We start from the raw sequence: 21,124 nt of genomic DNA, 5'->3' as shown, positions 1-21,124 counted from the left end.
CGTGAAGGCGATGTGACGAATCGATGAACGCCGTGCCGGAACCGGCACGGCGCGGGGCCGTCAACGCTCGCGCAGGGCCTCGGCGCGGGCGCGGATGATGGGCTTGAGCAGGTAGCTGAGGATGCTCTTCTTGCCGGTCATGATGTCCACGGAGGCGACCATGCCGGGGATGATCAGCAATGGTTTCTCGTCGCTGCCCAGGTGGCTTTTGCGGGTGCGCAGCTTGATCAGGTAGAAGCTGTTGCCGTCCTCGTCGGTGATGGTGTCCGCGCCGATCTGCTCCAGGTCGGCCTGCAGGCCGCCATAGATGGTGTAGTCGTAGGCGGTGAACTTCACCATGGCCTTCTGCCCCGGATGGAGGAAGGCGATGTCCTGGGGCCGGATGCGCGCCTCCACCAGCAGGGTGTCGTCCAGCGGCACGATTTCCACCAGGTCGCTGCCCGGCTGGATCACCCCGCCGATGGTGTTGACCAGCAGCTGCTTGACGATGCCGCGCACCGGGGAGGTGACCAGGGTGCGGTTGACCCGGTCCTCCAGTGCCTTGCCGGTGGCCTCGGCCTTGCTCAGGTCGGTGCGTGCCTCGTTGAGCTGGGTGAGCGCCTCGCTGCGGAAGCGCGAGCGGGTCTCGGCGATCTTCTGCTCCACTTCCTTGATCGCCGATTCGGCGCGGGGAATGGCCAGGTTGGTGGCTTCGAGCTGGCCACGGTTCTCCACCTCGGCGCGTCGCAGGCGCAGCACCTCGACCTTGGAGATCGCGCCGTCGGCCACCAGGGGTTCGGAGATGGCGATCTCCTGGCGCAGCAGCTCCAGGCTGTTGCGGTACTGGCCCTGCTTGGAGGCGAACTCGCGCAGTTCCTGCTGCTTCTGCACCAGCTGTTCCTCGAGGCCGGCGACCTCGTCGCGCAGCTGTTGCTGGCGGCTGCGGAACAACGCTTCCTCGCTCTGCGCCTGGCCGGGGGCCCTGGCGCGCAGGGTGTCGTCGATGGCCAGCTCGCGGCCTTCCACTTCGGCGCTCAGGCGCTCGACGCGCAGGGCCATGGCGACGCGGTCGGCATCGGTCTCGCCGACGTTGGACTGGAAGCGTGTGGCGTCCAGGCGCAACAGCGGGTCACCCACTTCGACCACCTGGCCTTCGTGGACGAACATCTCGGAGACGATGCCGCCTTCGAGGTTGGAGATCTTCTGCAGCTTGGACGAGGGAATGGCCTTGCCCTCGCCCCGGGTGACTTCGTCGATCTCGGCGAAGTGGGCCCAGAAGCCGAGGAACAGGGTGAAGCCGATCAGCGTCCAGATGGTCAGGCGCACCACGCGGGGAGCGTCTTCGACCAGCGCCTTGCTGACTTCCGGCAGGGGCTGGCCGGACAGGTCTTCGCGCCCCTTGAAATAATCCAGCAGCGAGTGGAGCGGAGACTTACGCGACACTGATCTGCCCCTTCTTCAGCGCTTCCATCACGGCGTCCTTCGGGCCGTCGGCGATGATCTGTCCCTTGTCGACGATCAGCAGGCGGTCCACCAGCGACAGCATGGAGGCACGGTGGGTGACCAGCAGCACGGTCTTGTTGGCGATCACCGCGTTGAGGCGCTGCTTGAGGCGTTCCTCGCCGGTGTTGTCCATGGAGCTGGTGGGCTCGTCCAGCAACAGGATGGGCGGGTCGAGCAGCAGCGCACGGGCCAGGGCGACGTTCTGCCGCTGGCCGCCGGACAGGTTCTGCCCGCGCTCGCCGACCTGCAGCTCGTAGCCCTGCGGGTGCAGGCGCACGAATTCGTGGACGCCGGACAGCTCGGCCGCCTGCAGCACCAGTTCGTCCTCGACGTAGCGGGCGCCGGACACCAGGTTGTCGCGCAGGGTGCCGGCCAGCAGCTGGATGTCCTGGGGCACGTAGCCGATGTTGTGGCGCAGGTCGCTGACGTCGAGCTGGCGCACGTCGACACCGTCGATCAGCAGGCTGCCGGAGTCGGGCTGGTAGAGGCCGACGATGAGCTTGGCCAGGGAGCTCTTGCCCGAGCCGCTGCGGCCGACGATGCCGATCTTCTCGCCGGGGCGGACGATCAGGTTGATGTTGCTGAGCGCCGGGGCCTGCTGGTTCGGGTAGGTGAATTCGAGCTGGCGCATCTCGATGGCGCCCTGCAGGGTCTGGCGCGTCAGCGGGCGCTCGTCCTCGTGGCGCTCCTGCGGCAGTTCCATCATGTGGTTGACCGAGAGCATGGTCAGGCGTGCCTGCTGGTAGCGCGTGATCAACCCGGAAAGCTGGGTCATCGGGCCGAGGGCGCGGCCGTTGAGCATGTAGCAGGCGATGAGCCCGCCCATGCTGAGGTCGCCGGCGATGATCAGGTAGACGCCGGCGACGATCATCACCACGCCGGCCAGCTGCTGGATCAGCAGGGTGATGTTGAGCGACAGGCTGGACAGCATCTTCACCCGCAGTTCGAGGCGGCCGAGGGTGCCGATGGTCTGCTCCCAGAGGTACTGGCGCTCGCTCTCGGCGTTGTTGACCTTGACCGCGTCGAGGCCGGCCAGGGTCTCGATCAGGCTGGACTGGCGCTCGGCGGAGAGCGCCATGGTGCGGTCCATGGTCTCCACCAGGGGCTTCTGCAGCAGCCAGCCGATGGTCAGCGCGAGGGCGAAGGCGACCACGGGGATCCACACCAGGTGGCCGCCGAGGATGCCGATCACCAGGAGGATCAGCAGGGTGAACGGCAGGTCGATCACGCTGGTCATGGTCAGCGAGGCGAGGAAGTCCCGCAGCGACTGGAACTCGTGGATGTTCTGGGCAAAGCTGCCGACCCGCGCGGGGCGGTGCTTCATGGCCATGCCGACGATGCGCTCGAACAGGGTGGCCGAGATGATCATGTCGGTCTTCTTGCCGGCGAGATCGAGACACAGCCCGCGCACGGTCTTGAGCAGCAGGTCGAACAGGTAGGCGCCGGAGATGCCGATGGCCAGCACCCAGAGGGTGGCGGCGGCCTGGTTGGGCACCACGCGGTCGTAGACGTTCATCACGAACAACGGCGCACCGAGGCCGATCAGGTTGATCAGCAGGCTGGCGGCCACGGCATCTATATAGAGCCAGCGCGAACGCTTGAGGGTGTCGCGGAACCAGTGGCGCGCCCGGGGTATCAGGCTGCCGTGGTTGATGTCGAACTTGTGCTGCGGCTGGGCGAAGAAGGACTGGCCGGCATAGTCCTGGGCCAGCAGCTCGCGCTTGACCCGCACTTCGCCGCCATCGCTTTCGCTGAGCAGCAGGCGCGCGTCGCCGTTCTCCTCCCAGGCCAGCAACAGGGCGCAGCGCCCTTCCTTGAGCAGCAGCAGCGCCGGCAGCGCGATCGCCGGGATCTGCTCCAGCTTGCGTTGCAGCAGGCGCCCCTGCAGGCCCGCCCGGGCCGCCGCACGGGGCAGCAGCTCGGGGGTCAGGCGTTGACCGGGCAGCGGCAGGCCGGCGGTGAGCATGGCCCGGCTGGCCGGTCGCTGGTGTTGCAGGCAGAGGGAAAGCAGGCTGTCCAGGAGTGGATCATCTAGCTGACCGCGTGGATCGTTGTTGAAGGGGGCTCGGCTGACTTCTGGATCCACGCTTGGACACTCTTTCTCTTCAGGGACGGGTGAAGTCTCAGTTCAGGCCCGGCAGGGTCGCCTCGGGCTTGAGTTCGGACTGGACGACGGAGGCCATCGGCGCGACGACGCCCTGGCTCTTCAGCAGCTCGCCAATGGTCGCCTTGATCCGGTACTGAGTAAACAGTTCGAGGTGGCGAATTTCCACCAGACGGCGGGAGGCGGTGAACAGTTCGTTCTCGCTGTCCAGCAGGTCCAGCAGGGTGCGTTCACCGATGCTGAACTGCTTCTGGTAGGACTCGCGCACACGGGTACTGTAGTCGACGTATTGCTGGGCGATCGGGATTTGTTCACGGGCGTTGGCCAGGGCGTTCATGGACAGCCCGAGGTCTTCGTTAAGCACGCGCAGGGCGTTGTTGCGGATGTCCAGGGCCTGGTTGATCTGGTAGGCCTTGGATTCCAGGTCAGCCTTGTTGCTGCCGCCGGCGAACAGGTTGTAGCGCATGCGCAGCATGGCCTGCCATTCGTTGACGTGGCCGTCCTGGCCGTCCAGGTCGTTGTCGGCGCCACGGGACAGCTCGGCATCGAAGCGCGGATAGAAGAAGGACTTGGCCGCGTCGTACTGCTTCTCGGCAGCCGCCACGTCGGACTCGGCGGAACGCAGGATCGGGCTGTTGGCCAGCAGGGTCTGGCGGGCTTCGGCGATGTCGGCGGGCAACTGGCCGGCGAGGCCGGCCGGTTCGCTCAGGTCCACCGGATCGATGCCGACTACGCTGTAGAAGTTGGTGCGGGCATCGGCCAGGTTGGTCTGCTCGGTGATCAGGTTGTTGCGGGCCTGGGCCAGCCGCGCTTCGGCCTGGTCCTGGTCGGCCAGGCGACCGACGCCACGGCTGCTGCGCAGGCTGATCTGGTCATAGATGCGCTGGTGGCTCTTCAGGTTGGCTTCGGCGAGACGGACCATCTCCTCGCGCTGCAGCACATCGATGTAGACCTGCGCGACGTCCAGCGCGGTTCTTTCCGACGTACCGAGCAGCGAGTAGGCACGGGAATTGACTGTGGCTTGCTGGCGGGCGACCTCATTGGAGGTGGCGAAGCCGTCGAAGACCATCTGTTGCAGGCGCAGCGACGATTCGCCACGGGTCATGGTCTTCCAGTGGTCGCCCTGGCCACGGGTGGTGGTGTTGTCGGAGCCTTCACGGCCGTAGCCGGCGAGCAGGTCGACTTTCGGCAGGTAGCCGCCCTTGGCGGCTTTCAGCTGGTAGTCGGCGGACATGCGGCTGTTGATGCCGGCCTGGACTTCGGGGTGGACATCCAATGCGCGCTGCATGGCTTCGGAAAGCGTCTGGGCATGAACAGGGAGACTTGCAGCAAGGGCGAAGGGCACGACACAAGCAAAACGCAGACGCATGGATTGGCATCCTTATCAGAGTGTTGAAGACAGTATTTGGGAGGCCGAAATCACCGTCATGAAATTGGCATCAACCTCGCTCGGACGGAGCAGAAAACCGTGATCCAAGTCTCATTGAAAAAATCCGGACGGCCATCGAATATCAAAGTGACATTACGAAAACGATTGTTTAGGATGGATGCCAATTGGTCAATACATTGGCATAAACTTAATAGCAAAACGCGATAAGCCAAATAATTGACGACAAAAAAATACCACCTTTAACAAGGGAATGCCTGCATCGAAACGGCTCTTCGTAGAGCACCGAAGCAGCACGCCGAAGCTAGAGCCAAACCAGGAGAGTCACCCCAATGAGCAGTGTCGTTGCAATCGTCAAGAGCGTTGTCGGCCAAGTTGTTGCAGTCTCCCCGGAGGGTGTGCAACGCCAGCTCATAGAGGGTGATCGTATCTTCCAGGGCGAGCAGCTGGTCACCGGCGCGGCGGGCATGGTCACCCTCGAACTGCCTGACGGCAAGCTGGTCGACCTGGGTCGCGACACTCAGTGGAGCGGCGCCGACATCGCGCCCCAGGGCACCGACGAGAAGCCGGCCAGCCAGGCGCCCAGCGCCGAGGAACTGCAGAAGGCCATCGCCGCCGGCGTCGACCCGACCCAGGCCTTCGAAGCCACCGCGGCCGGTGCCCCCGCCGCTGGCGGCGCGGCAGGTGGTGGTGCTGCGGGCGGCAGCCACAGCTTCGTCCTGCTCGATGCCACCGGCGAGCGCGTCGACCCCAACGTCGGCTTCGAGACCCAGGGCCTGGCCTTCCAGGGCGCCGCCGACGGCGACACCCAGGACCCGCTGCAGAACGTCGCCCCCGAGTTCACCGACGGCTCCGGCGCGCCGATCACCACCTTCAACCTGGTCACCGACGAAGACATCCCGCTCAGCGGCACCTTCACCAGCCGTGACGCCAATGGCGATCTTGTGACCTTCTCCGTCACCCGCGGCCCGGCCAATGGCACCCTGGCACTGAACCCCGACGGCACCTGGACCTACACCCCGAGCCAGGACTACAACGGCAGCGACAGCTTCGAAGTGACCGTGAGCGACAGCCGCGGCGCCTCCACCCCGCTGACCGTCAACGTCGGCATCAACCCGGTCAACGACGCCCCCGTCGCCACCGGCACCTATGAGGCCAGCGTCGACGACAGCGCCGCCGCCGACACCTTCGCCGACATCAAGGGCCAACTGGCCGCCACCGACGTCGACGATACCAACCTGACCTGGAGCGGCAGCGCCAAGGGCGCCTACGGCGAACTGACCGTCAACGCCGACGGCAGCTACACCTACGTGGTCGACGCCGCCAAGGTGAATGGCCTGGCCCTGGGCGAGACCGCGAGCGAAAACTTCACCGTGACCGTGAAGGACCCCTCCGGCGCCAGCGACACCCGCGTCATCACCATCAACTTCACCGGCACCAACGACACCCCGATCGCCACCGCCACCAGCGCGGCGGTCACCGAAGACCAGAGCATCACCGGCAACCTGGTGGCCACCGACGCCGACAAGGGCGCGACCCTGTCCTATGCCATCGACGGCAAGGCCCCGGCCGGCTTCACCCTGAACACCGATGGCAGCTGGACCTTCAACGCCGGCGACGCCGCCTACCAGTCCCTGGCCGAAGGCCAGACCACCACCCTCACCATCGCCTACATCGTCACCGACGAGCACGGCGCCCAGGCCACCAACACCCTGACCGTGACCGTCACCGGGGTGAACGACCCGGCCATCCTCGGCAGCGCCGACGTGCAGCTGACCGAGACCAACGATGCGCTGAGCACCGGCGGCACCCTGTCCATCAGCGATGTCGACAGCCCCAACACCTTCGTCGCCCAGACCAACGTCGCCGGCACCTACGGCACCTTCAACATCGACGCCGCCGGCAACTGGACCTATGTCGCCAACTCGGCCTTCAACGAGCTGAACGTCGGCCAGTCCTACAGCGAATCCTTCAAGGTCGTCTCCGCCGACGGCACCCAGACCAGCGTCACCGTGACCATCAACGGCACCAACGACGCCGCCGTCCTCAGCAGCGCCGACGTGCAGCTGACCGAGACCAACGCCCCGGCCACCGCCAATGGCACCCTGACCATCAGCGATGTCGACAACCCCGCCACCTTCGTCGCCCAGAGCAACGTCGCCGGCACCTATGGCAGCTTCAGCATCGGCACCGATGGCAAGTGGACCTACACCGCCAGCTCCGCCTACAACGAGCTGAACGTCGGCGACAAGCTGACCGAGACCTTCGAGGTCTCCGCCGCCGACGGCACCAAGACCAGCGTCACCGTCACCATCAACGGCACCAACGATGCGCCGGTGGGCGTGGCCGACAAGGTCACCCTGGCCGAAGACAGCGTCGCAACCGGCAACGTGCTGAGCAACGACACCGACGTCGACAACAGCAGCCTGACCGTCACCAAGTTCAGCCTGACCAACCTGCCCTTCGTCAGCTTCAAGGCCGGCGAGACCGCCGACCTGGTCATCGGCAAGCTGACCATCAAGGCCAACGGCGACTTCACCTTCACCCCGGCCAAGGACTACAACGGCCCGGTGCCGTCCATCACCTACACCCTGAGCGATGGCAGCGCCACCAGCACCGCCACCCTCACCTTCGACATCACCCCGGTCAACGACGCCCCGGTCAACACCGTCCCCGGCGCCCAGTCCCTGAACGAAGACAGCAGCAAGACCTTCAGCCTGCTGAGCGGCAACAGCATCGCGGTGCGGGACGTGGACGGCGACCAGCTCACCACCACCCTCTCCGTCGAACACGGCGCGCTGACCCTCGGCCCGCTGAGCGGCGGCGTGTCCTTCAGCGGCAACGGCACCGGCAGCATCACCCTGGTGGGCAGCCAGGCGGCCATCAACGCCGCCCTGCAGGGCCTGAAGTACGTCCCGGCCAAGGACTACAACGGCCAGGACACCCTTACCATCAACACCACCGACGGCAAGCTGAGCGACAGCGACAGCGTCACCCTCAACATCAAGCCGGTGAACGACGCGCCGGTGGCCACCCCCACCAGCGAGGCCACCCGCGAAGACGCGCCCGTGATCGGCGGCAAGCTGGCCGCCACCGACGTCGACGGCGACACCCTGACCTACAGCTCCAAGGGCGCCCTCCCCGGCGGCTTCACCCTCAATACCGATGGCACCTGGACCCTGGACCCGAGCCACGCCGACTACCAGCACCTGGCCGAAGGCAAGTCCACCACCCTGACCATCAACTTCACCGCCACCGACGGCAAGCTCTCCAGCAGCAGCACGCTGACCATCACCGTCACCGGCGTGAACGACAAGCCGACCATCACCGCCGCCACCGCCGCCGCCAATGAAGGCGACGGCCAGATCAACGGCCAGATCGCCGCCGCCGACGTCGATGACGGCGCCGTCCTCGCCTTCAGCACCACCGCCAACGTCGCCGGCCTCACCCTGGGCAGCGACGGCAAGTGGACCTTCGACGCCAGCAACGCCGCCTACGACTACCTCAAAGGTGGCGAGCAACTGGTCATCACGGTACCGGTCACCGTCACCGACGAGCACGGCGCCACCGCCGACAGCACCCTGACCATCACCCTCACCGGCACCAACGACGCGCCGGTGGCCAATGCCGTCAGCGCCTCGGGCAACGAAGACCAGGCCGCGCGCATCCAGGTGAACCTGTCCGGCAGCGATGTCGACGGCACCGTCACCGGCTACACCATCGGCTCCGTACCGGCCAACGGCACCCTCTACGCCGGTGCCAACGGCGGTACCGCCCTGAAGGCCGGCGACAGCGTCACCGGCCCGGTGTACTTCGTCCCGGCCAAGGACTGGAACGGCACCACCACCTTCGAATACAGCGCCGTCGACAACAACGGCGCCGTGTCCGCCAGCAAGGCCACCGCCACCATCACCGTCGCCCCGGTCAACGACCGCCCGGTCGGCGTCAACGACAGCGTCACCCTGAACGAAGACCAGACCGCCACCGGCAACGTCCTGGCCAACGACAAGGACGTGGACGGCGACGCCCTGGTGGTCACCAAGTTCAGCATCACCGGCCTCCCCTTCGTCAGCGCCAATGCGGGCGGGACCATCGACCTGCTGGGCACCGGCAAGCTGACCATCAAGGCCAACGGTGACTTCACCTTCGAACCGGCCAAGGACTACAACGGCCCGGTCCCGAGCGTCACCTACACCCTGAGCGACGGCAGCCTCACCAGCACCGCCACCCTCAAGCTCGACATCACCCCGGTCAACGACGCCCCGGTCAACGCCACCCCGGGCGCCCAGACCCTGGCCGAGGACGGCAGCAAGGTCTTCAGCCTCTTCGGCAACAACAGCGTCAGCGTGAGCGACGTGGACGGCGACCAACTGACCACCACTCTCAGCGTCGAGCACGGCGTGCTGACCCTCGGCCCGATCCTCGCCAACGGCCTGACCTACAGCGGCAACGGCACCGGCAGCATCACCCTGTCCGGCTCCCAGGCGGCCATCAACGCCGCCCTGCAGGGCCTGAAGTACGTCCCGGCCGCCAACTACAACGGCCAGGACACCCTGACCCTCAGCACCAGCGACGGCAAGCTGAGCGACACCGACAGCATCACCCTCAACATCACCCCAGTGAACGACGCCCCGGTGGCCACCCCCACCAGCGACAGCACCGTCGAGGACGCCCCGGCCATCGGCGGCAAGCTCGCCGCCACCGATGTCGACGGCGACACCCTCACCTTCACCCTGAACAACCCCGCCCCGGCCGGCTTCAGCCTGAACGCCGACGGCAGCTGGACCTTCGACCCGAGCAACGCCGCCTACCAGGCCCTGGGCCAGGGCGAGCAACGGGTCATCCAGATCCCCTTCACCGCCACCGACGGCAAGCTCTCCAGCGGCAGCACCCTGACCATCACCGTCACCGGCGTCAACGACGCCCCGGTGGTGAGCGGCGCCATCACCCACGGCACCAACGAAGATGCCGCCGGCCAGGTGATCGACCTCCTGGCCAAGGCCGGCGATGCCGACGCCACGGACGTGCTCAGCGCCGTCAACGTCAGGGAAACCAGTGGCAACGACGCCAGCGGCGTGACCGTCCAGGGCAACACCCTGGTGGTCGACCCGTCCCGGTACAACTACCTGGCCAAGGGCGAGAGCGTCGTCCTGACCTACGAATACCAGGTCAGCGACGGCAAGGGCGGCCTGGTCACCACCAGCGCCACCGTCACCATCGACGGCGTCAACGACGCGCCGGTGGTCAGCAGCGCCATCGCCGTGGACAGCAACGAGGACGCCGCCTCCTTCAGCGTCGATCTGCTGGCCAACGCCAGCGACGTCGACCTCAGCGACGTCCTGGGCATCAGCAACTTCAAGCAGGTCGGCAGCGGCGACACCTCGGGCGTGACCCTCAGCGGCAGCGGCCTGCAGGTGAACCCGAACGCCTACAACTACCTCGCCGCCGGCGAGAAACTGGTGCTCACCTACAGCTACGACGTGGTCGACAACAACGGCGGCGTCACCCCCACCACCGCCACCCTCACCATCGAGGGCCGCAACGACGCCCCCGTGCTGGAAAGCACCGTGCAGAGCGGCAGCATCACCGAGCGCGCCGACGGCGTGCCCGGCGAGAACGCCGGCAGCCTGACCGCCAGCGGCGACTTCGGCTTCAGCGACGCCGACCTGAGCAACACCCACAGCATCGGCACCGAGCTGGTCAGCGCGAAGGACGGCAACGGCCAGACCGTCAACGTGCTGGGCAACCTCAGCGCCAGCATCAGCGATGCCGCCCAGGGCGACGGCCAGGGTTCCGTGCACTGGAACTACAGCGTCGCCGCCGGCGCGCTGGACTACCTGGGCGCCGGCGAGACCGTCACCCTGGTCTACCGCGTCACCGTCACCGACAGCAGCGGTGCCCCGGTCTCCCGTGACGTCACCATCACCCTCACCGGCAGCAACGACGCCCCGGTGGTGAGCGGTGTGGCCACCACCCTGACCCACGAAGACGCGTCCGCCTACAGCCTCGACCTGCTGCAGCACGCCTCCGACGAAGACGCCAACGACGTCCTCAGCGTCGGCAACCTCCAGCAGGTGGGCAGCGGCGATGCGTCCGGCGTCAGCTTCGATGCCGCCAGCAACAGCCTGAAGATCGACCCGTCCAAGTACGACTACCTGGCCGTGGGCGAGAAGGTCGTCCTCACCTACAGCTACGAAGTCAGCGACGGCCACGGCGGCGTCACCAGCGCCAACGCCTCGGTCACCATCGAGGGCCGCAACGACGCCCCGGTGGTCACCGACACCCGCGTCACCGTCGACGAGGAAAGCACCGGCACGGCGCTGAACATCGCCGCCCCGACCGACGTCGACACCAGCAACGTCCTGACCATCACCGTCAGCGGCCTGCCCACCGTGGGCACCGTGACCCTGGCCAACGGCACCCCGGTGACCAACGGCCAGACCCTGACCAGCGCCGAGCTGCAGGGCCTGAAGTACAACGCCCCGGCCGACTACAAGGCCGGCGACCCGGTTGGCGAGTTCAAGTACAGCGTCAACGACGGCACCACCACCGTCGAAGGCAAGGTCACCCTGGGCGTCAACCCGATCAACGACGCGCCTGACGCCAACGACGACTTCGGCGTCATCGCCGGCCTCAAGGGCAACTACTACGCCTACCGTGAAGGCACCGACGGCGGCAACCTGGAGAACCTCGCAGGCGTCGCCGCCTTCATCGCCGGCCGCACCCCCAGCGCCACCTTCACCGCCACCGAGCTGAACTACGGCAACGGCGTGTCCAGCAACCTGGGCGGCGACCAGCAGCTGCAGAAATTCCTCGGCGCCGATGCCGGCTCCCTGAACACCGACCCGGCGAACAGCTCGGACGCCATCATCCAGCTCACCGGCCAGATCAGCCTCGCGGCCGGCACCTACCAGTTCAAGGTGACTGCCGACGACGGCTTCAGCATCGTCATCGACGGCAAGGTGGTCGCCGAGTACAACGGCAACCAGGGCCCGACCGCACGCGAATCGGCCACCTTCACCATTGCCGAAAGCGGTGCCCACAACATCCAGATCGTCTACTGGGACCAGGGCGGCCAGGCCCAGCTCAAGGTCGAACTGCGTCCGGAAGGCGGCACCTATACCGTGGTCGGCGGCAGCCAGCTGACCCAGGCCGGCAACGACGTACTGACCACCAACGAAGACCAGCCGCTGACCATCGAGCCCTCCACGCTGCTGGGCAACGACACCGACGTCGACGGCGACTCGCTGACCATCCTCAGTGTCCAGGGCGCCAAGAACGGCACCGTGGAGCTGGTCAACGGCAAGGTGGTGTTCACCCCTGCACCCAACTTCAACGGCACCGGTTCCTTCACCTACACCGTGAGCGACGGCCACGGCGGCACCGATACCGCCACCGTCACCGTGGGCGTGAAGCCGGTGAACGATGCACCGGTGGCCGACAGCACCTCCCTCACAGTGGCCGAGGAAAGCGTCGGCACCAACCTGGGCCTGAAGGCCCCGACCGATGTCGATGGCAACCCGCTGACCATCAAGGTCACCGGCCTGCCGACCCTCGGCAGCGTGACCCTGGCCGACGGCACCGCCGTGACCAACGGCCAGAGCCTGACCAGCGCCCAGCTGCAAGGCCTGAAGTACAACGCCCCGGCCGACTACAGCGCCGGCCAGGCCGTGGGTTCCTTCACCTACAGCGTCAACGACGGCACCGCCACCGTGAACGGCCAGGTCACCCTGGGCGTCACTCCGGTGAACGATGCGCCGGTCGTCGACAGCACCAACCTGACCGTCAACGAAGAAAGCATCGGCACCGACCTGGGCCTCAAGGCGCCGAGCGATGTCGATGGCGACAGCCTCACCATCACCGTCACCGGCCTGCCCACCGTGGGCACCGTGACCCTGGCCGACGGCACCGCCGTGACCAATGGCCAGAGCCTGACCAGCGCCCAGCTGCAAGGCCTGAAGTACAACGCACCGGCCGACTACAGCGCCGGCCAGGCCGTGGGTTCCTTCACCTACAGCGTCAACGACGGCACCGTCACCGTCAGCGGCCAGGTCGCCCTGGGCGTGAATCCGGTGAACGATGCGCCGGTCGCCGACAGCGCCAACCTGACCGTCAACGAAGAAAGCGTCGGCACCGACCTGGGCCTCAAGGCCCCGACCGACGCCGATGGCGACAGCCTCACCATCACCGTCACCGGCCTGCCCATCCTCGGCAGCGTGACCCTGGCAGACGGCACCGCCCTCATCAACGGCCAGACCCTCACCAGTGCCCAGCTGCAGGGCCTGAAGTACAACGCCCCGGCCGACTACAGCGCCGGCCAGGCCGTTGGCAGCTTCACCTACAGCGTCAACGACGGCACCGTCACCGTCAGCGGCCAGGTCGCCTTGGGCGTGAACCCGGTGAACGACCTGCCGGTGATGAACGACGCATCCGTCAACGTGGACGAAGACAGCAGCCTCACCAGCCAGCTGAACGCCACCGACGCCGATGGCGACACCCTGACCTACACCCTCAAGTCCGGCACCAGCAACGGTACGCTGGTCCTGGATACCGCCACCGGCGAGTACACCTACAAGCCCAACGCCAACTACAACGGTCCGGACTCCTTCACCGTCACCGTCAACGACGGCAAGGGCGGCGTGGTCGACGCCGTGGTGCAAATCACCGTCAACCCGATCAACGACGCGCCGACCGCCAACCCGGCCAACCTGAGCACCGCCGAGGACACGCCGATCAACGGCAAGGTGGATGCCCGCGACATCGACGGCGATACCCTCACCTACCGCATCGCCAGCGGCAATGGCCCGCAGAACGGCACGCTCACCCTCTTCTCCGACGGCAGCTACAGCTACCGGCCGAACAAGGACTACAACGGGCCCGATGCCTTCACCGTCACCATCAGCGACGGCAAGGGCGGCAGCACCACCAGCCTCATCAGCATCAACGTGACCCCGGTCAACGATGCACCGGTCACCGCTGACCAGGCCAAGGAAACCGACGAAGACCAGAGCGTCAGCGGCAAGATCGTCGCCAGCGACGTGGAAGGCGACAAGCTGACCTACATCATCCAGAGCGGTGTCGACCACGGCTCCCTGCTGCTCAACACCGTCACCGGCGAGTACACCTACACGCCGAACAAGGACTACAACGGCAACGACACCTTCACCATCCGCGTCTATGACGCCAAAGGCGCCTACGCCGACTCCGTGGTGAGCGTGAAGGTCAACCCGGTCAACGACGCACCGGTGAGCAGCCCGTCCAGCATCAGCACCAACGAAGACACCCCGATCGACGGCCGGATCGTCGCCCGCGATGCCGATGGCGACGCCCTCACCTACAGCATCGCCAACGGCAACGGCCCGCAGCATGGCACCGTCACCCTCAACGCCGACGGCACCTATACCTACCAGCCGGGCAAGGACTTCAACGGCAGCGACGCCTTCACCGTCACCATCGACGATGGCAACGGCGGCACCACCACCAGCGTGGTCAGCGTCACCGTCAAGCCGGTCAACGACGCCCCGGTCACCGCCGACCAGGCCAAGGAAACCGATGAAGACCAGAGCGTCAGCGGCAAGATCGTCGCCAGCGACGTGGACGGCGACAAGCTGACCTACGTCATCCAGGCCGGCGTCGACCACGGCTCCCTGCTGCTCAACACCGTCACCGGCGAGTACACCTACACGCCGAACAAGGACTTCAACGGCACCGACACCTTCACCATCCGGGTCTACGATCCGAAGCTCGGCTATGCCGACTCCGTGGTGACCATCAAGGTCAACCCGGTCAACGATGCACCGACCAGCACCCCGTCCAGCGTCAGCACCGACGAGGACACCCCGATCGACGGCAAGGTCACCGCCCGTGACGTCGACGGCGACACCCTCACCTACAGCATCGCCAACGGCAACGGCCCGCAGCACGGCACCGTCACCCTCAACGCCGACGGCACCTACACCTACCAGCCGGCCAAGGACTTCAACGGCAGCGATGCCTTCACCGTCACCATCAGCGATGGCAACGGCGGCACCACCACCAGCGTGGTCAGCGTCACCGTCAAGCCGGTCAACGATGCCCCCGTCGCGCCCGACAGCACCGCCAGCGTGGACGAGGACGGCACCCTGACCAGCCGCATCACCGCCACCGATGCGGAAGGCGACAGCCTCACCTACACCCTGAAGACCGGCACCGCCAACGGCACCCTGGTGCTCAATCCGAGCACCGGCGAGTACACCTACAAGCCCAACGGCGACTACAACGGGCCGGACAGCTTCGTGGTCACCGTCAGCGACGGCAAGGGCGGCGTGGTCGACACCGTGGTCAACATCACCGTCAACCCGGTCAACGATGCCCCGACGGCGGCCAACGACACCGCCAGCACCCTGGAAGACTCCGCCGTCACCATCGACGTGCTGGCCAACGACCGCGACACCGACGGCGACAGCCTGACCCTGACCGGCGCCAACGCGCAGCACGGCAGCGTCAGCATCGTCGACGGCAAGCTGGTCTACACCCCCACCGGCAACTACAGCGGTGCGGACACCATCACCTACACCGTCACCGATGGTAAGGGCGGCAACAGCACCGCCACCGTCCAGGTCGGCATCCAGGCCGTGGCCGATGCTCCGAACCTCGGCGCCCAGGCACCCAGTGGCAACCCCGCCGCCACCGGCCTGCTGCAACAGAGCTGGAACAACCTGCCCCTGGGCAGCGGCGGCAACGGCGCCAACCCGGCCACCCTGAAGAGCACCATCGACGCCGCCGGCACCCCCGCCAGCAGCGGCAACCTGGCCGATGCCCACATCGACAGCGTCAACGCCGGCGTGGCCAACAAGCTCTCCGGCCTGATCTACCTCGAAGCCGGCCAGACCTACACCTTCAGCGGCTCGGGCGACGACAGTGTGCTCGTCTCCGTGGGCGGCACCACCGTGGCCAACGCCACCTGGGGCGGCTCCACCGGCCAGTTCAGCGGCAGCTACACCGCCCAGCAGAGCGGCTACTACACCCTGGACATCTACCAGCACAACCAGAGCGGCCCGGGCACCCTGGACGTCAACGTCAAGGTCGGCAACGGCCCGGTGCAGGACCTGTCCAGCGCCAACGTGCAGCTCTACGCCAAGCCCAGCGACCTGGCCGGCAACGGCCTGCACCTGTCGGAGCTGCATGGCAGCGATGGCAAGGGCTACTACCAGCTCTACAACGTCAACGAAGGTGACGAGGACAGCAGCATCCCGCTGTCGCGCCTGACCGCCTCGCTGAAGGACACCGACGGCTCGGAAAGCCTCTCCGTGGGCATCTCGCAGATCCCCGAGGGCGCCACCCTGACCGACGGCGTGAACAGCTTCACCGCCACCAGCGGCAGCACCACCGCCGACATCAGCAGCTGGAACCTGGGCAACCTGAGCATCACCCCGCCGGCCAACTACAACGGCACCTTCGACCTGAAGGTCACCGCGACCGCTACCGAAGGGGCCAACGGCGACAAGGCCAGCACCAACCTGACCCTGCCGGTGACCGTGCACGCCGTGAATGACGCGCCCACCAGCGCCGACAACACCGTCAGCACCAACGAAGACACCCCGCGCAGCTTCACCAGCGGCGACTTCGCCTTCAACGATGTCGATACCGGCGACAGCCTCAAGGGCATCCGCATCAACAGCCTGCCGTCCAGCGGCAGCCTGAGCCTGGGCAACGAAGCCGTCACCGTCGGCATGATCATCACCGCGGCGCAGATCGCCTCCCTGGTCTACACCCCGGCAGCCAATGCCAACGGCAACAGCAGCTTCAGCTTCTCGGTGCAGGACCAGAGCGGCGCCTTCTCCACGCCCAACACCATGACCGTCCAGGTCGCGGCGTTGGACAGTGCCCCGGGCCTGGCCAACAGCACCGTGAGCTTCGCCGAGAACATCGCCTCCGGCAGCACCATCGCCGACCTCAGCGACCGCTTCACCGGCACCGACCAGGACCGTGATGGCGAGCCGCTGTTCTACAGCATCACCGGCGGTAACAACGACGGCCTGTTCACCATCAACTCCAGCACCGGCGTGATCACCCTGGCCAGCGGCAAGACCCTGGACTACGAGACCGCCACCCAGCACCAGTTGCAGGTCACCGCCACCGACGGCAAGACCCCGGTCTCCGCGACCGTCACCGTCGACGTCACCAACGTCAACGACAACGGCGTGGTCATCACCGACAGCAACGCCGCCGCCAACACCGTGGTCGAGAATGCCGCCAACGGTTCCACCGTCGGCCTGACCGTGAAGGGCACCGACGGCGACGCCGGCGCGACCATCACCCAATACGAGCTGACCGACAACGCCGGTGGCCGCTTCGCCATCAACGCCACCACCGGTGTGGTCACCGTGGCCGATGGCAGCAAACTCGATTACGAGGCCGCCACCAGCCACAACATCACCGTAAAAGTGACCAGCTCCGATGGCAGCACCAACACCCAGGTGTTCACCATCAACCTGAGCAACATCAACGACAACGGCGTGGTCATCACCGACAGCAACGCGGCAGCCAACACCGTTGCCGAGAACGCTGCCAACGGCTCCACCGTCGGCCTCACCGTACTGGGCACCGACGGCGATGCCGGCGCGACCATCACCAAGTACGAGCTAACCGACAACGCCGGTGGCCGCTTCGCCATCAACGCCACCACCGGTGTCGTCACCGTCGCTGATGGCAGCAAACTCGACTACGAGGCCGCCACCAGCCACAACATCACCGTAAAAGTGACCAGCTCCGATGGCAGCACCAATTCCCAGGTGTTCACCATCAACCTGAGCAACATCAACGACAACGGCGTGGTCATCACCGACAGCAACGCGGCAGCCAACACCGTTGCCGAGAACGCCGCCAACGGCTCCACCGTCGGCCTGACCGTACTGGGCACCGACGGCGACGCCGGCGCCACCATCACCAAGTACGAGCTGACCGACAACGCCGGCGGCCGCTTCGCGATCAACGCCACCACCGGTGTCGTCACCGTGGCCGACGGCAGCAAGCTCGACTACGAGGCCGCCACCAGCCACAACATCACCGTAAAAGTGACCAGCTCCGATGGCAGCACCAATTCCCAGGTGTTCACCATCAACCTGAGCAACGTCAACGACAACGGCGTGACCCTCAGCGACTCCGACAGCGCCACCAATACCGTGGCCGAGAACGCCGCCACCGGCACCCGCGTGGGCGTCACCGCCCTAGGGGTGGACGGCGATGCCGGCACCAGCGTGACCTACGCGCTGACCGACAACGCCGGCGGCCGCTTCGCCATCAACGCCACCACCGGCGTCGTCACCGTCGCCGATGGCAGCAAGCTCGACTACGAGAGCGCCACCAGCCACACCATCACCGTGCTGGCCACCAGCTCCGACGGCAGCACCCAGTCGGCGACCTACTCCATCGCCGTGACCAACGTCAACGAAGCCCCCGTGGTGGTCGCAGGCGCTGCGGTCACCGGCAACGAAGACACCCACTACGTCTTCACCTGGAGCGACTTCAAGGTCAGCGACGTGGACGCCAACAGCAGCCTGTCGATCAAGGTCGAGAGCCTGCCGGGCGAAGGCAAGCTGCAGGTCAAGGTGGGCAACACCTGGACCGATGTCAGCGCCAACACCACCGTCACCAAGTCGGTGATCGATGGCGGCGGCCTGCGCTTCGTGCCGGATTCCAACGAATCCGGTCACGACAGCTTCAGCAACACTGGTGTCGGCCTGAACAAGCAGACCTACGCCGAGTTCAAGTACAGCGGCAGCGACGGCAGCCTCAGCAGCGCCAGCAGCACCATGAGCATCGACATCGCGCCGGTGGCCGACGTCCCGACGCTCACCGTGAAGTCGGCGGCCGCGGCCAACCTGTTCACCACCACCTGGGAAAGCGCGCCGAACAGCGACAGCACTTCGCAGGACGTCACCAGTGCCACCTTCGAGAACTGGAGCCTGGTCACCACCGGCGATGTACGCAGTGGCGGCAGCAACGTGTTCGAAGTCTGGGCCAACGGCGACAGCATGCAGAACCAGGCCGGCAACATGGTCAACGTCAAGCTGCAAGGCACCGGCAACAACGACGCCCTGGAGCTCAACGACGCCGGCGGCAGCATGTCGCAGACCCTGGGCGTGACCCGCAACGTCGCCACCGAGGTCGGCAAGGTCTACGAGCTGAACATGGACTACGCCGGCCGCCTGGGCTTCGACACCAGCTTCACCAAGATCGCCGTCTACCTCGGCAATACCCTGGTGGGCGAATACGCCTCCACCAGCAGCCAGACCAGCCTGAACTGGGAGAACATCCACTTCAGCTTCGTCGGCACCGGCAATACCGAGGCCCTGACCATCAAGCTGGCCGGCACCTCCACAGACTCCAGTGGTCGTGGCGCGCTGATCGACAACATCACCCTCACCTCGTCCCAGGGCGTGGTGGCCGGCGATGGCGGCGTCAGCGGCAAGACCAGCATCGCCCTGGCCAACTACATCGGCGGCGCACTGACCGACACCGACGGTTCCGAAAGCCTGAGCTACCAGCTGAGCAACCTGTCCAACGGTTCGAGCATCGTCGTCGGCGGCACCACCCTCAGCGCGGTCAACGGCGTGTACACCCTCACCGCGGCCCAGCTGGCCACCGCCAAGCTGCAGGTTTCCGGTGACGTGCGCGGCGACATCGGCCTGGACGTCAAGGCGGTCAGCACCGAACCCAACGGCAGCACTGCCAGCACGGCGTCCCAGCACCTGACGCTGAACATCGTCGATGGCGGCGTGGAGCACACCAGCTACACCACCAACACCATCACCATGGCCGACACCACCGGCACCACCAGCCTGGGTGGCGGCCTGACCGGCGAGTACTGGGGCTACAGCGAGAACGGCACCAGCCGGCCGAACCTCACCACCCTGAGCCAGGTCGAGAACTACATCGAGGGCCGTTCCGGCAACAACAGCAGCCTGGTGGGTTCCAACACCAACGCGGCGAACGGCTCGGTCAATGCCACCTTCATCGCCAATGCCATCGACTACGGCCTGAAGAACGGCAGCCCGGTGTTCAGCGACGACCTGGGTGACAACCGCAACGTCAACAATGGCACCACCATCGGCACATCCAACAACAGCCAGAACAACCTGTACGACTTCCTCACGGCAGCCAGTACCGGCAACGTCTCCAGCCTCAAGGCCGGCGGGGCGAACCTGGGTGACACCAGCGACGCCATCATCCGCGCCCACGGCTTCATCGACGTCGGCAACGGCGGAACCTACGACATCCGCATCACCGCGGACGACGGGTACCGCCTGCTGATCGACGGCCAGGACGTCGCCAACGCCGACAAGATCCAGTCCACCACCACCGACACCTACAAGAACGTCAGCCTCACCGGCGGCTTGCAGGCGCTGGAACTGCTGTACTGGGACCAGGGCGGCTCCGCCACCCTGAAGATCGAGCTCAAGCCCAGCGGCAGTGATGACTCGGCGTACAAGACCCTCGGTACCGGCGATTACCAGCTGTTCCAGACCACCACCCTGTCCAGCGGCCAGGAATTCGTGGAAACCAGCACCGGCTGGGCGGTCCACACCATCCAGACCACCACCGGCACCGAAGCCAGCGACCTGATCAATGGCAGCAAGTACTCCGACATCATCAACGGCGGCAACGGCCACGACGTGCTCTATGGCAACGGTGGCCACGACCTGCTCAACGGTGGTGACGGCAACGACCTGCTGATCGGCGGCATCGGCAACGACACCCTCACCGGTGGCGCGGGCGCGGACGTCTTCATGTGGAAGGCGGGCGATGTCGGCAACGACGTGATCAAGGACTTCAACGCCTCCCAGGGCGACCGCATCGACCTCAGCGACCTGCTGCCCGATGCCGCGCACTCCGGCAACCTCCTCGATTACCTCAAGGTCGACACCGCCACCAGCACCCTGCAGGTGAGCACCACCGGCAACGTCAACAGCAGTGCCGATGTGACCATCAAGCTCGAAGGCGTGGACCTGACCCAGTACGGGTCCTCCTCCTCGCAGATCGTCAGCTCCCTGGTGGCCGGCTCCGATCCGCTGGTGAAGACCGAGCACCACTGATCCGCAGCCCCCCTCCCCGTCGCCGCGAACCGGCGGCGGGGAGGCGCTCGGATCGCCACTGCCATTTTCCCCGCC

The 21,124-nt window shown here is 66.3% G+C and carries 4 protein-coding genes; 1 reads left to right on the top strand and 3 read right to left on the bottom strand.

Features of this window, described 5'->3' with window-relative positions; genetic code table 11:
- Window positions 1-60: 60 nt before the first annotated feature.
- Genes DMX10_RS11910 through DMX10_RS11900 form a run of 3 tightly spaced genes read right to left on the bottom strand, consistent with a single transcriptional unit; the run spans window position 61 to window position 4,955 of the window.
- Entirely contained in the window at window positions 61-1,422 is a 1,362-nt protein-coding gene (locus DMX10_RS11910) for an HlyD family type I secretion periplasmic adaptor subunit (RefSeq protein ID WP_111261260.1), read from the bottom strand.
- The gene (locus DMX10_RS11905) at window positions 1,412-3,568 is read right to left on the bottom strand and encodes a type I secretion system permease/ATPase (protein WP_111261259.1); all 2,157 of its coding nucleotides are present in this window, start codon (window positions 3,566-3,568) and stop codon (window positions 1,412-1,414) included. The genes DMX10_RS11910 and DMX10_RS11905 overlap by 11 nt, the downstream gene beginning before the upstream one ends.
- Before the next feature lie 37 nt (window positions 3,569-3,605).
- Complete coding sequence (locus DMX10_RS11900) at window positions 3,606-4,955, bottom strand: TolC family outer membrane protein (RefSeq protein ID WP_111261258.1); 1,350 nt, start codon at window positions 4,953-4,955, stop codon at window positions 3,606-3,608.
- 350 nt (window positions 4,956-5,305) lie between these two features.
- Between DMX10_RS11900 and DMX10_RS11895 the strand changes: the two genes are divergently transcribed.
- Window positions 5,306-21,049 (top strand): retention module-containing protein, encoded by a 15,744-nt coding sequence (locus tag DMX10_RS11895; protein ID WP_111261257.1) that lies wholly within the window; start codon window positions 5,306-5,308, stop codon window positions 21,047-21,049.
- Window positions 21,050-21,124: the final 75 nt, after the last annotated feature.

This window comes from Pseudomonas sp. 57B-090624, assembly GCF_003234055.1.
Taxonomy (GTDB): domain Bacteria; phylum Pseudomonadota; class Gammaproteobacteria; order Pseudomonadales; family Pseudomonadaceae; genus Metapseudomonas; species Metapseudomonas tohonis.
The sequence above is the reverse complement of the archived record's forward strand: the minus strand, read 5'-3'. Positions and strand labels throughout refer to the sequence as shown.